The sequence below is a fragment of the Candidatus Methanoperedens sp. genome, from assembly GCA_027460525.1.
Classification (GTDB): Archaea; Halobacteriota; Methanosarcinia; order Methanosarcinales; family Methanoperedenaceae; genus Methanoperedens.
Genome location: JAPZAS010000027.1, coordinates 37375 through 51369 on the forward strand (window position 1 = coordinate 37375; position 13995 = coordinate 51369).

Below are 13995 nucleotides of genomic sequence, written 5' to 3' on the forward strand. Positions count from 1 at the left end.
ATATGAATATAGCCCTTATCGTGCCTACACCCGTTGAGTCTAGGGAACTGAGGCGCGAAATCAAGCCGATGCCGCATGATGAATTAAAAATTATTTCTGATGGAGAATTGCACGGGAAATCCATTACCTTTACCCACTGCGGTGTAGGCAAAGTCAATGCCGCCCACTCCGCAACCCTGATGCTGGAGAATTATGATATAGATTTAATGATACTGTTTGGTATCGCAGGCGTGTATAGCGCCAAAGGCGCTAAACCAGGCGATGTTGCTGTTGCCGGGAGCGAGAACTACGCCGAGGAGGGGGTATTAACAAAGGAGGGGTGGAAACCAATGGAGGTCATAAGCCCGCTTTTGAAAAATCAAAAGGAATATTTCAATACCTTTCCGGTCGACCCGAAGCTTTCCGGGCTCGCACTAAAAGTATCATCCGACCTGGGTTTTAAAGTAACCTCAGGCAATTTTGTAACAGTTTCCCAGGTCTCTGGAACCAGTGAGAGCGGGGAAATCCTGAAGAAGCGCTTCAACGGCGTATGCGAGAACATGGAAGGTGCTGCCGTGGCTCATATCTGTACGCTGTATGGAGTACCGATGGTTGAGATTCGAGGCATAAGCAATATAGTTGAAGACAGGGATATTAAAAAATGGAACATACCGCTTGCTGCCTCGCATGCAAATAAGGTAGTGAGCCAACTCGTTAAAAATTTATGACAAAACTTTCCCTGGGCTATTCACCATGCCCCAACGACACATTTATCTTCTATGCTTTAGCCCATAAAAAGCTCAGAATGGATGTGGAATTCTCTGAAATATTGAGGGATGTGGAGGGATTGAATAAACTGGCTTTGAACAGGGAACTGGATGTCACCAAAGCCTCCTTTTATGCCTTTGGTTTTTTGAGAGAGAATTACTGCCTTCTTCATAGCGGCAGCGCGCTTGGGCGGGGATGCGGGCCTCTTGTAGTCGCTAAAAACCCCATGAGGATTTCCGAGCTTGCCAGTTCAAGGATAGCAATTCCTGGAAAGATGACCACAGCCTATCTCCTTCTGCAGCTCTTTGCACCAGGGATAAAAAAGATAGTTGAGATGCCTTTTGAGCGCATCATGAACGCGGTCAGCCTGGGAACTGTGGATGCTGGATTGATCATCCACGAAGGCAGATTTACGTATCCAAAATATAATCTTGTGGAGCTCCTTGACCTGGGAGAGTGGTGGGAGGAGGAAACTGGCTTGCCGATACCTCTTGGCGGGATTCTTGCAAAGAGGGAATTGGGCGCGGACACGATAAAAAAAATAGATGCTCTCGTTAAAAAGAGTGTTGAATATGCGTTTCAAAATCCTGCGCTAACACGAGAGTATATCAAGAGCAATGCACAGGAGCTGGATGACGATGTAATAGAGCAGCACATCCGGCTTTATGTGAACGATTATACACTGGAGATTGGTGATGGTATTATCGCCATCGAAAAACTCTTGAAAACTGCAGAAGAGTTACATTTGATTCCGCATTCTGATAAACCTGTTTTCATTGCTTAAAAGAAGCTCTTTATCATCTCGTCCCTTGACTTTTTGTTATTACTGCCATCGCTTATCTTGATTATTTTCTGGGCTTTCCTTTTCGCCGGAGGGCAGCCTGAACATTCATAGATGAAATGGATAAAACCTGTTTCCGGGTTCTCCACGGTTTTCTTATGTTCATATACCGTATTACATTCAGGGCATACGCCGACTTTAGGAACGATTTCATTGCAATGCCCGCACTTGCACACCACAACGTCTATGACTTCGTTCTTAGTGTTTATGGCAGATAATATGTACTCGTCGTTTTTCAATTCAGGAGGCATGTTATATTCAACTTAATAACCAAGGGTATATTAAATCTTGCGAGTTTATTACGGTAATTCCAAAATCATGCATAACAAAAGCTTTATTCGTTTTTAAGTTATACCATATAGCGAGGTGAAATGTTTGACCGAACATATTCCATCCAAAATTAATTATTTAGTTGCTCTTGAAAAAGCCTGCTTACAATGTGGCGATAAGCACCAACCGGATTGCCCCGTGGGGATGGCAAAAGCTCAAATCAAAAGCACTTGCGACGTATTAACTGAATTTTACAAACACAGATAAACCAAAACCTATTATATTCCCGAAGGCGTAAGAGCCTCCCGTGGCGAATATAGCAGTGCTTGCTTCGGGAAGAGGTTCAAACCTTCAGGCAATCATAGACAGTATTGGAAATGGCTATTTGAAAGCGAAAATCACGGTGGTAATCAGCGACATCGGCGACGCATATGCGCTGGAGCGCGCAAGAAGGCATGGAATAGAAGCTGTTTTTATTGATCCGGAAAAATTCCCGTCAAGGGAATTATACGAAAAAGAGGTTCTGAGGGTTTTAAGAAAACATGATGCTGAGCTGGTGCTGCTCGCCGGCTACATGAGAGTTGTTGGAAGGGCACTGCTCAAAGCCTATAAAAACCGCATGCTCAACATCCATCCAGCGCTCCTCCCTACCTTTCCCGGTCTTCATGCGCAGAAGCAGGCTTTTGACCATGGCGTGAAAGTTGCTGGTTGCACGGTTCATTTTGTGGACGATACGCTGGACAATGGACCCATAATCCTGCAAAGATGCGTGGAAGTGAAGGAGAACGATACGCCAGAGACGCTTGCGGACAGGATACTCGAACAGGAGCACAAGATTTATCCCGAAGCCGTGAAATTGTTTGTCGAAAACAGGCTGCGTATAGAAGGACGTAAAGTGAAAATCATACAATCATAAAAAAAAGGAATCATTATGCCATTAAGAACCACCGACCCTGAAATTTACGAAATAATCAGACACGAGACAGAAAGACAGAGAAATAAATTAAACCTGATAGCTTCGGAGAACTACGCAAGCCGTGCAGTGCTTGCGGCTCAGGGCTCGGTGATGACAAATAAATATGCTGAGGGTTATCCTGGAAAGAGGTATTACGGGGGATGTGAGTTTGTTGACGAGGCTGAGAAACTTGCTATCGAGAGAGCCAAAAAGCTTTTCAAGGCAGAACATGTCAACGTTCAGCCCCACTCAGGCTCGCAGGCGAACATGGCTGTATATCTGGCGATGCTCAAGTGCGGGGACACAATTATGAGCATGGATTTATCTCACGGCGGGCATCTTTCCCACGGCAGCCCAGTGAATTTTTCGGGAAAATTGTTCAATATCGTGCCTTACGGCGTTTCAAGGGAGACTAAAACCATAGACTACGACGCCCTTTCTGAGCTCGCTAAAAGGCATAAGCCGAAACTTATTATCTCTGGGGCAAGTGCATATCCGCGAGAACTTGATTTTAAGCGGTTTCGGGAAATTGCAGACGAGGCAGGAGCTTTTTTAATGGCTGATATAGCCCATATTGCAGGACTGGTGGTTGCGGGCATACACTCTGACCCTGTGCCGTATGCTGATTTTGTTACCTCAACCACGCACAAAACGCTCCGGGGTCCCCGTGGAGGTATGATAATGTGCAAATCAGAATATGCCAAGGAGATTGACAAGACCGTTTTCCCGGGCATACAGGGCGGTCCTCTTATGCATGTCATAGCGGCAAAAGCTGTAGCATTCAAAGAAGCGATGAACAGGGATTTTATTGATTACCAGAAGCAAATAGTGGCAAATGCTAAGAAGATTGCATCCGAACTTGCTTCTCTGGGGTTTGAAATGGTATCAGGCGGTACGGATAACCACCTGATGCTCGTTGACCTCACGCCTCTTGGTATCACAGGCAAGGATGCTGAGGCGAAGCTTGGCGAGGCTGGAATAATATTGAATAAGAACACCATACCTTTTGAGACAAAAAGTCCATTCATCACAAGCGGGATCCGCATAGGTACGCCCGCTGCTACAACACGGGGAATGAAAGAGAAGCAAATGATGGTTATTGCACATGCCATCGATGAGACGCTTCGGAACATGAATGATACAGAAACAGTAAATGAGGTAAAGAAAACAATTCTTGAGCTTTGCAGGCAATTCCCGATCCCGTACGATGAGGCTTATTGATGCAGCTTGAAGAGGTCACAGACCCCAGGATTATAGATGGCAGGAAAATAGCACAGGGTATAGAGGAAAAAGTCAAGAAAGAGGTTGGAAAATTCATTCAGGAGCGCGGCATTAAACCTGCTCTTGCCACCATACTCGTGGGGGAACATCCTCCCTCAAAACTGTACGTCAAGCTCAAGCACTGGGCATGCAAGCGCGTGGGCATTCTGTCGGAAGACCACAAGTTCCCTGAGAGCACAAAACAGGATGAGATAATAAAGCTGATTGAAATCCTGAACAGGCGACCTGAGATACACGGGATACTTGTGCAGCTTCCACTGCCAAAGCACATCGATGAACGGGAGGTGATGATGCGCATTGCGCCAGAAAAGGACGTTGACGGCTTCAATCCCATCAACATGGGAAAGATGCTTATCGGGTGCGAGGGTTTTGTGCCGTGCACGCCCAAGGGTATTGTGCTGGCGCTTTCTGAGTTCAATATAGACCCGCAGGGCAAGGAGGTGGTGGTGGTCGGGCACAGCAATGTGGTTGGAAAGCCTGTTGCGATAATGCTGCTCAACCGCAACGCCACAGTCAAGGTATGCCATGTGTTTACCAAAGACCTGAAAAGCCACACAAGAGAAGCTGATATTCTCATTGTTGCTACAGGCGTGCGCGGCTTGATTAAAGCCGACATGGTGAAGCAGGATGCTATCGTGTTCGATGTAGGCATAACGTGGCAGGATGAAAAGGTTTACGGGGATGTGGATTTTGATGATGTTCTTCCCAGGGTGAAATTAATCTCGCCTGTACCCGGGGGTGTAGGTCCCATGACGATAGCGATTCTTATGGAGCATACGCTTATGGCAGCGAAGATGCAGACCGCCTCAAAGTGAGGGCATGTATTTGCGCATGTTTATTCATGGGAATTAGTTTTATGAGTGGATAATGTGTATTTAGTGATGCAGCGAAAGGCTGCAAGGAGATAACGAACATGGCAGAAACCAAGAATTTTGTTTTAAGAAGCAAGGATGGAACTGAGAGCAGTGTTTTCACAGGACGCCAGGCGCGGCAGGCTGCCCTTAAGGCGGCTAACCGCGTCGGGGGAGCAAAAAATAACCCGGTCGAGATCAGGCTTCGCGAGAGGGGAACAAAAAAGGTGCATATATTCCGGGGCTGGAAGGAGATGGTGAACGCACCCAAGAACAAGCCAGCATGGATGCCCGATAAGATCAATAAGCCGTTTGTCAAAAAGGTTGGAATTGAAAAACTGGATTAAGTTAGAACCAGTTAATTCTTATTTTTTTAACCAAGTATTCCAATAAGTAAAAAGTAAAGAGCAATAATAATTAACGCTCTAATAAAAATTTTTAATTAAAATATTCTGTGTAAAAATATGTTTAATATCTTTTTGGTTTGTGATTCTGGTAGCATTCCCTGCAGTATACAGGCCTATTGCCTGAGGGTACAAAGGGTACTTCAGTTTCCTGACCACAGTCTGCACATGTTGCTTTATGCATTTCTCTTGGTGCACCGAAGCCTCTGCCTCCTCCGCGGAAGCCGCCTCTTCTTTCGTTATCCATTTATATTTCTTTCCTTTATTTTTTATAACCAATTAACCTAAAAAACAGCTTTAGAGGGAAACCCTAAAAGTTGCCAAAATAAGCCAACCGATTAAATACATCAATATTGTTTACAGCATATATACCTTTTGCTTAGCTGAACGCCCAATGCAATATTTGAAAGAAAAATATATTAGTCATGAGGTTATTATTAATTTGAGAATGAGAAGGTACTTGGCAGTTATAATAATTCTGCTCTCTGCAAATCTTGCAGCGAGCTTCGCCCCCGGCGATATAGAATGGGCTTCTGGCGTGTCTGGCACACTTAATAAGGGCGGCACGCTCGTCCACGGAGAGTATATGGTCAAGGCAGTGCAATTCCCCTCGCCAGTCCCTGGAATAAAGGACATACATGGAAATATAGTCCCAGAAACCGATGTTCCCCCGTCGGTTTTAATTGAGATCTATAAAAACGGGGTACTGCTCAATACGCAGATTCTGAGTCCGGGGAGCGAGCCTTATATCGACCCGGATTATGAGGTAAAAATAACAGCCGCAGGTTTCCCTGCAAGTAACGCGCAGCTTTGGGTATATGAGTACTACAGCCCCTGGGCAACCGTATCCATCCAGAAAAGGGGACTGCCTAAACTTGATGTTACTGTTACAACGGATAAAAGTTCATACACCTCTTACGATGACATGACAATTACTGCAACAGCTACGGTAACAAACAGCGGTGATGCAAGAGCTGAGAATGTTGATCTCAATCTTAATATCGGCGATTTGCACATCAGGGGAGGCGACATCAGCCAGCTTCACCAGCATTATTATACGATGGAAGCCGGGGCAAGTCAGAGTTTTTCTGTCATCCTTGAAGTTCCGCAACTCCTTAATCAAAAATCATACAACTTGAGTGCGGATGCAAAGGGTCTTGATGTCAAAGACCTCGAATACAATGCAACAAACACTTATTACATAACTGTTTCGCCCAAAGCTATGCAGGTTACTATAAGCAAGGCTGTGAAAGACCGTATCTATCTCAATGATCCTGTAAATGTAAGCATTTCTGTGGGCAACGATGGAATATATGAACTAAAAAATATCACCGTCACAGACAGCATGAATGAAAATTTTGAACTAAAATCCAACACCCCGCTGCGATGGGTCATCCCCAACCTCAAGCCTGGGGAGGAATGGTTGGGTACGACATATTCCATCCAAGCTCTTGGAACAAGCCTTAGCGGTTTTACCATCCCGGCTGCGAATGCAACGTTCAGGTTCAATAATATATCATACACCATCTACTCCACAACAACTACGGTAGTTGTCAACGGCCCAAAAATTGTATTGAACAAAACTGTGGACAAGACTGTCGTAAATATAAGCGAAGATGTAACCGTAAATGTGAGTATCAATAACGTAGGGAATATAGTAGCCACAAACGCTGCAGTGAACGATTCATTACCAGATGGAGTAAGCTTTGTGAACGGCACCATATCATTTTTAAATGGCATGACATCTCTTGGCTCAACATCGTTGGATGTGAATACTCCGGTGATATTTAACTATACTATCAGGATGGATAAGGAAGGGGAAATTAAATTACCATCTGCTGTGGCAATATATACCGATATCGGGTACAGGGGAACCACACGCTCGGTATTAAGCTCAGAGAGACCAGTAATCACCGTGATTAATCCCAGCAAAATTACATCCACTCCTACCGGGACTCCGACTGCAATCAAGACCGTGGGTCCATCCCAAACCACGCCACAGGAGACAACCACAACACCAGAGAAAACTGAGGAATCATTTACACAGAAAATAATCCGTGCGCTCAAGGAGCTATTTCATGAACCAACAGCAAATCCACAACCCAAAGGTACTCCAGAACCCACTCCTACCCCGATAACACCTGGTTTTGATTTCGTGTTTGCACTCATTGTTTTGATTATCGCAGCGCTTTACAGGCATAAATGAGTTCAATCATTTTCACGCATGGGGACTGCGACGGTATATGTTCTGGAGCCATTGTTAAAAGCGCACTTCCAGATGCAGAGGTGTTTTTCACAAGTCCCGTGAGCCTTCTTGGCGAATTGAATAACCTCACCGGGAGCTACGACAACATTGTGATATGCGACATCGCTATTGACGAAAAGACCAGCACGGAGCTTAAACGAAAATTAAATGAGCTTGCAGAGGTCTCAAGATTAGTTTATACGGATCATCATCCTCTGCCTGAAAGCTATAATCATGCCTGGTTTTACCACAATACATGTTCAACCTCGGAACAGGCATATCGTATTTTTGAGAGAAAACTTAGTAAAGATACGAGGCGTGTGGCGATATACGGCGCCATAGGCGATTTCAGCGAAAACGCAACTGTAAAGAAATGGGAACGAGACTGGGATACGAGGACACTGTATTTTTACGCCGGAGTTTTGATTCAGGGGATAACATACGCAGGCAGGGATTATGATTACAAAAGAAGTATAGTGGATGCACTTTCAGAGGATACACCCCCGCCACAAATAGATGGTCTTCTTGAGGCTGCTGTAATTGCCTCGCGAAAGGAGGAGGAGATAAGGATTCTTGTGAGGCAAAAAGTGGTGAAATTAAGAAACCTTGCCTATGTTATAGACATCAACGGGTATATGTCTAAAACCGCAATATATGCAGCCTCTTATGGAAATGCACTCGTCGGCGTATCCTGTGAGTACAGGGCGCACAAACATGCGTATGATTTGAGCCTTCGCCTCAGGAACGGTGATGTGGATTTAAATACAATACTGCGCCGCGTGGCGTTAAACCACGGCGGTACGGGAGGAGGACATCCTTTCGCCGGAGGTGCGCGCATCCCGAGGAATCAGCTGGAAGCATTTTTACATGACCTGGATGATGCATTAGAATGAAAAACCCAAGTAAAGAGATAATATTCGTGGGGCGCTCCAACGTAGGCAAGTCCACTCTTATCAGGGAGCTCACAGGTAAGAAGCTTAAGGTGGGCAAACGCCCAGGTGTAACTCGAAAACCACTTCGCATTCCTTACCAGAGTTTCCAGATTACTGACATGCCGGGGTTCGGGTTCATGAATGGCGTACGTAAAGAAGGCCAGGAAGCTATCAAGGACAATATCGTCCATTACATAGAGGATAACGCTTCGAATATCGTTATGGCTGTATTGGTGGTAAATGCAAGCTCTTTCGCTGAAATAGTGGACAGATGGGCTGGTAGAAATGAAATACCATTGGAGATTGAACTCTATGAGTTTCTGCATGAGTTAAACATCGATGTGATTGTGGCTGCAAACAAGATAGATAAAGTTGAAGAGCCGGATAAAACACTTGATGGAATAGCACAGCGGCTTGGCATGATGCCTCCCTGGAGGCAGTGGCTTGATAAGATAGTGCCAGTGAGCGCAAAAAAAGGAAATATCAGAGGTTTAAAAGAGCTCATCCAGGATAAACTGGAAGGGAAGCGATAGGTATTTCAATTTTTTCTTCCGGATATTATAAAAAATCCTTTTTTTCTGAGCAACCATTTCAACTGAGAAAAAAGAGCTTGAAGTTTCCCTTCGCCTGTATGCGGATGCGAGCCTATGTATGCAATGTCATTTTTATTGAACCAGTCCATTACTTCGCTAACCGAATGATAGCTCTCGTGTGGATTGACGTATTTGTCTGCAGCATAAGCCTTCTCGTGCGTATTCTTAAGTTTTCTCCTGTATATCGATTTTTCAACAAACAACATCCGCCGCTCAATGCCATCGCCTGCATTCAGTGTTATCCACATCCTCCTTGCCCTGTGCGCAAATCTGCCATACCGATTATAAAGCCCGATAGTCACAGTACCTCCGGGTTTACAAAGGTCGGCGAGCACACGGAAACGCTGGTAAGGGTTGCTCGTATGATGCAGCACTCCGAGGCAGAAAATATGGTCAAACCTTTTTTCTGTCTTGAATTCTGCAATATCGCACTGCCTGAACCTGACCTGCAATTTGAATTTTTCTGCAAGTTTCTTTCCTTTCCCAAGCGATGGGCTGCAAAGGTCAATTGCGGTCACTTCGGCACCGTAATATGAGAAGTAGCACGATTTTTCTCCTGTGCCGCAGCCTGCGTCTAGCACTTCTTTTCCGCAAAGGCTTTGAGGCTCCAGTCCTGCGGTGGCAAGGATTTTTGACATGACATTGGCATGGAGTTTACCTACAAGATCGCGTTCATTGCGAATTGGAAGAGAGGGATAGGGGTATCTCTCATACAATAAATTTACAGAGCGGGCAATCTCATCCATGTTTTGCTCCTTATTGAACCTGATATATCTCCACCTCGAGGTTCTTAAAAACCAGTTTGAATTTTTCCTTTTCCTTTTCAAAAACCGGTGTTATTTTATAGCGGTCGCGCTCGACCGGTCCTATGTATATATAAGTGATATTATACTTATCTATGATGCTTTTAATTTTTTCATAATCTGGCGAAATATAGGCTATTTCCACATCACTCCTGCGTATGTTGATTTCTGTGAGATTCATTCTCCATTGATACTCATGCCATTCCCATCCAAGAATTGTGGGCAATCCTGTAAAAGCGCTTACATATGAAGTCCATGCAGACGAATAACCCGATGCCTGAAGCACAACAGGGGTTCCGTTTTTACTCCTGAGCCATTCAATCGCCTGATATTCATAGGGATGTTCATTCTTAATAGACCTCTCCCCATCTAACGTTGGTGCAACACTGAAGCCCCCTGACTGACTGATGGTAACAAAAATCGGGAAAACAGAAGCCATTAATATCAAAATACATGCAACGTATACTGCTTTCTTTTTCAACATTTCATAGAATGCATAGCTTGCGGCTATACCCCACAGAATCCATATCTGGAGATATAATTTAAAAATCGTATTAAACCTGAAATATACCAGCTTGCTCATGGTATCCCGTATGTAAAACAATTCAGCAAAAAGGCTCAATAATGCCCCTACCAGTATGAGCAGATAAATAAATTGTTTTTCAGGAACGTTCTCTTTGATCAGTCCCGAATAAGCTAAAAACACCAACGGAACTAATATTACGAGGAGTTGAAATTTAATGATAAACGCAAAAGGTATTAATACTGAAAGCCCTGCAAGCCATTTTAACCAATCTTTTTTAACCAACTGAATGTTATTTATTAAATAATACGAAATCATAAAAATAAATGTCCCAAGTATCAAAAAATAGTGGATTAGCTCCGTTCTTCCTGAAGATATCACTGCAATTTCAGAGACTTTTTGAAAACTAAGATGGTAAGGCAGATACAAGACATAACTCACAATTACAATCACTCCTGAGGTTAATATGGAATCTTTTGCCTTCTTTATTGTAAGGAATACAACTGCTAAAATGATTACAATATAAACAGGATAATCCCATGTGTTAAGCGGATAGAAAAAACCTGACATCAAGCCCAGCATAATTGCTTGGATACACGTAATTTTCCTATCGATGAGAATATTTAAAAGCACAGCCAATATTAACAACTGAAAAGAGATAGAAATCAGGTTGGGATGCAGGTCGCCTATCAAATAAGCATAATACGGCGCCTCACTGATGCTGCCAGGAATTATATTTAAGCTAGGCCACTGGCTAAATGATGATAGGCGTGTCAAAAGACTGCCATTTGGAACATAAAATTGGTGGTAGTAAGCCGGGAAAAAAAGAATCACGAGCAATTGCACGAATCCAGCCAGATTTCCTAAAAAAAGCACAAATGCAAATACAACCAATCCGAACTTTACTTTTTTTATCAACCCGAAGCCAAGGCCAAATGCAGCGCTCGCAGACAGCGCAAAAAAAATTGCAGAAGCGATATTGAATCCTGTTGGAAGCAAAGTACCGCTTAATTTCACCATGTCGGATATCAGCAAATACCCAAAATAATAATAATTAATAGGCATCCCCGAAAACCATGGATCCATTGGGGGAAAAGTAGAACTCCTGAGGATTGAATTGATGAATGACGTATCCATGAATTTTTCCCCTATTTCCCAGTAATTATCCGGACTATAAGAACGAATAATTAGAAAAATGAAAAATACTGTGACAAAAAACAATTCATTTTTAATTGCAAAAGATTTGCTTACAGTAAAACCAAATTTTCTATAAAAAACATAAGAAACCGCAGCTAACAGAAATAATGAAACAAATACTGCTGAAGTACTGTAGCCAAGACCGGAATAGGTCAAAATCCATGAGAAATATGTCAGGAAAAGAAGTCCCATAATTTTTGAGACGGCGTATCCCCGGTCTGGAAGTGCGCAGCATAAATATGCTGTGATTGGTAAAGCTATGAATCCAATAATCTCTATTACAAATAACCATGTAATAATTTCAAAAAAGTACATATTCATTTCTCATATCGTAACAAATTCGATAAAGACTCCATGTATTCTTTTGACAGCTCAACACCAAGCGACTTTCTATCTTCATAGTTTTTTATAACAACTCCTGGATCGAGTTTGATAACCTGTGTAACGTCATCACTTAGAATTTCAACCGAAACCGCGCTGTTTAGTAATAATAAAATACAAATTATAATTATAAATTTCCTTTCCAGCTTTTCGTTTAAAGCAATTAAACCCCATGGGACGGCAGGAATCAAATATGCGACCTTGTATGGGAATATAAAATAAAGTAAAATAAAAATGAGTATAGTCAACCAGCAGAAATTCAGTAAATGCCCACGTTCGGAGCTATAAAAGGGTTTATTTTTAAAAGTTAATATCGCAAAAAAAATTAGCGCTGCCAGTGCTGCTATGCCGAATAATTCCATTACCATGTTATTGAGTGACAATAGCAAAGAACCAGCTGCCATGCTAATAGACTTCCCAATCGGCGTGGTATAAAGAAAGCCGGAACCTCTGAAAAACTCAAGTTTATACCTATAGATCACTGGCAAGAACAGGAGCACTGCGGTACCGACTGCGGTAGAAATAAAAATCAAAATTTTCCTGCGATTTACTTTTTCTAAGAGACAGAGCACAACAGGAAAAATCATAAATGCCGACGTGAACCTGGTCCCGATAGCAAATCCCATCGAGATTCCTGCTAATTGGTATTTATCTGTAAATACAAAAAAAACAGCCAGTAAAATAAACATCAGTGCCCACATATAATCCATGGTTATGGTGCTGTTAATCCAGATTATTGGAATAAAAGCAAATGTAAGCAATAACAATGCTTTATTTTTTATTTCAAATACGTTAAGAATCTTCCCGAATAGTATCAGCGATATGAAAGAAACCACTGCCGTTGCTATATTTGTAAATACCCAGCCCCCTCCGATGAGTAACGAATTAAACATCTCAAAAAATGGATAACCTGGAAAGCGGGAAACGGTATAAACGTGCTCGTACCGAAGCAGATATGCTGAATTTACGACAGCGAGCACATCCTGGTCTGTGGGATTTGTAAATGCACTGAACCCAAGAGCTATAAAAGGGGCACGGGAAACCAAAAAGATTAAAGCCAGATAAACAACTGCAGGAAACCTTGTCAAATCACAATCCAAGATATCCTTTCTAAGGAGCATATCATGCAAATATTGCATGCCCTGTAATTAAACACTTCTAAAAAAGAAAAGGTGAAGGGATTGCTCCCTTCAATTATTCATTTATTTATTTTCTCTGTCTCAGCACGAGGAACGCTACTGCAAGCAAGCCTGCAATTGCTAAACCTGCCTCAAAGCCAGAGGTCTTTTGAGTCGTCGTTACTGGACCTGGTGTTCCTGCTGTTGTCATTGCTGGTGTCGTCACCATTGGTGTGACTGTCGGTGTACCGGTCATATTGCCTGTTGGCGTACCCGTTGCGCTTACTGTTGGTGTTACTGGTCCCATTCCTGTTGGTGTCGGTGTGGGTGCAATTCCTCCAATCTGGTATTGAACCACTGGGTAGAATCTCACTGTATCGCTGTCTGCTGTTCTGAAATTCATTTCGCCCATCAGGTTAACGGCGGTATCCCTGCTCAGGGTCACTGTGTTATCGGTGTTCTGCAAGATAATCGGCTCGGTAGCCTGTACCTTGAATACGCCGTAGACGTCTCCGCCCTTAAGCTCTGTGATTGAGGTATCGACTGCCCATGTGTATCTTAGCTGCACCATGTCGCTGGTCGCACCTGCAAATACGCTGTCGATGAATGTTACGAACAGCGGTACGTCAGATTCTCCGCCGATATTCTTCTCGACGTAGGTATACATCTGACCCTGCTGGACTACATTATCGTCTTTCTTGACGCCGTCCTTGCTCAAGGTGAGCCAGACCTGTCTCGGGGATGCTTTGGCATCTATGGAGTTGGCTGTCAATGTCCAGCCTCCGCCGATATCCCATGTATCGCCCACTGTCATGGTCTTCTTGTCAGACGAGGAGTTTTGCTGCTCGATTATG

The 13995-nt window shown here is 43.4% G+C and carries 15 protein-coding genes; 9 read left to right on the forward strand and 6 right to left on the reverse strand.

The features are described from left to right. Positions 1-2 precede the first annotated feature (2 nt). Positions 3-707 (forward strand): futalosine hydrolase, encoded by a 705-nt coding sequence (gene mqnB, locus O8C68_09875; GenBank protein MCZ7396103.1) that lies wholly within the window; start codon positions 3-5, stop codon positions 705-707. After that, on the forward strand, positions 704-1531 hold the full coding sequence (locus O8C68_09880) for a 1,4-dihydroxy-6-naphthoate synthase (protein ID MCZ7396104.1): 828 nt from the start codon (positions 704-706) through the stop codon (positions 1529-1531). Before mqnB ends, O8C68_09880 begins: the two co-directional genes overlap by 4 nt. On the opposite strand, the gene O8C68_09885 is transcribed toward O8C68_09880, so the two are convergent. Next, on the reverse strand, positions 1528-1839 hold the full coding sequence (locus O8C68_09885) for a hypothetical protein (protein MCZ7396105.1): 312 nt from the start codon (positions 1837-1839) through the stop codon (positions 1528-1530). The two genes, O8C68_09880 and O8C68_09885, sit on opposite strands and share 4 nt — an antisense overlap. Positions 1840-2165: 326 nt before the next feature. On the opposite strand from O8C68_09885, the gene purN reads away from it, so the two are divergent. The 4 genes from purN (at position 2166) to O8C68_09905 (ending at position 5292) form a co-directional block, all read left to right on the forward strand. Continuing rightward, complete coding sequence (gene purN / locus O8C68_09890; protein ID MCZ7396106.1) at positions 2166-2774, forward strand: phosphoribosylglycinamide formyltransferase; 609 nt, start codon at positions 2166-2168, stop codon at positions 2772-2774. A gap of 15 nt (positions 2775-2789) precedes the next feature. Further along, complete coding sequence (locus O8C68_09895; protein MCZ7396107.1) at positions 2790-4034, forward strand: serine hydroxymethyltransferase; 1245 nt, start codon at positions 2790-2792, stop codon at positions 4032-4034. Continuing rightward, the gene (locus O8C68_09900; protein ID MCZ7396108.1) at positions 4034-4909 is read left to right on the forward strand and encodes a bifunctional methylenetetrahydrofolate dehydrogenase/methenyltetrahydrofolate cyclohydrolase; all 876 of its coding nucleotides are present in this window, start codon (positions 4034-4036) and stop codon (positions 4907-4909) included. The genes O8C68_09895 and O8C68_09900 overlap by 1 nt, the downstream gene beginning before the upstream one ends. Before the next feature lie 98 nt (positions 4910-5007). After that, positions 5008-5292, forward strand: coding sequence for a non-histone chromosomal MC1 family protein (locus O8C68_09905; GenBank protein MCZ7396109.1), 285 nt, complete (start codon positions 5008-5010; stop codon positions 5290-5292). A 121-nt stretch (positions 5293-5413) separates the two neighbouring features. Here O8C68_09905 and O8C68_09910 read toward each other — a convergent pair whose 3' ends face one another. Continuing rightward, complete coding sequence (locus tag O8C68_09910) at positions 5414-5596, reverse strand: hypothetical protein (GenBank protein ID MCZ7396110.1); 183 nt, start codon at positions 5594-5596, stop codon at positions 5414-5416. A gap of 201 nt (positions 5597-5797) precedes the next feature. Here O8C68_09910 and O8C68_09915 point away from each other — a divergent pair, with 201 nt between their 5' ends. Genes O8C68_09915 through engB form a run of 3 tightly spaced genes read left to right on the forward strand, consistent with a single transcriptional unit; the run spans position 5798 to position 9059 of the window. Beyond that, positions 5798-7555: a hypothetical protein gene (locus tag O8C68_09915; GenBank protein ID MCZ7396111.1), complete on the forward strand. Its 1758-nt coding sequence runs from the start codon at positions 5798-5800 to the stop codon at positions 7553-7555. Next, positions 7552-8487, forward strand: coding sequence for a DHHA1 domain-containing protein (locus O8C68_09920; GenBank protein ID MCZ7396112.1), 936 nt, complete (start codon positions 7552-7554; stop codon positions 8485-8487). Before O8C68_09915 ends, O8C68_09920 begins: the two co-directional genes overlap by 4 nt. After that, a complete protein-coding gene (engB, locus tag O8C68_09925) occupies positions 8484-9059 on the forward strand; it encodes a GTP-binding protein EngB (GenBank protein MCZ7396113.1) in 576 nt (191 codons plus the stop codon). Before O8C68_09920 ends, engB begins: the two co-directional genes overlap by 4 nt. Positions 9060-9064: 5 nt before the next feature. Here the strand turns inward: engB and O8C68_09930 are convergent, their stop codons facing one another. From O8C68_09930 to O8C68_09945, 4 genes are all read right to left on the reverse strand, one after another. Continuing rightward, a complete protein-coding gene (locus O8C68_09930) occupies positions 9065-9865 on the reverse strand; it encodes a methyltransferase domain-containing protein (GenBank protein MCZ7396114.1) in 801 nt (266 codons plus the stop codon). A gap of 10 nt (positions 9866-9875) precedes the next feature. Beyond that, on the reverse strand, positions 9876-11957 hold the full coding sequence (locus O8C68_09935; protein ID MCZ7396115.1) for a DUF2298 domain-containing protein: 2082 nt from the start codon (positions 11955-11957) through the stop codon (positions 9876-9878). 2 nt (positions 11958-11959) lie between these two features. Further along, on the reverse strand, positions 11960-13144 hold the full coding sequence (locus O8C68_09940) for a hypothetical protein (GenBank protein ID MCZ7396116.1): 1185 nt from the start codon (positions 13142-13144) through the stop codon (positions 11960-11962). An 85-nt stretch (positions 13145-13229) separates the two neighbouring features. Next, positions 13230-13995 (reverse strand): S-layer protein domain-containing protein (locus tag O8C68_09945; GenBank protein MCZ7396117.1); only part of this gene is annotated, 766 nt, incomplete at its 5' end.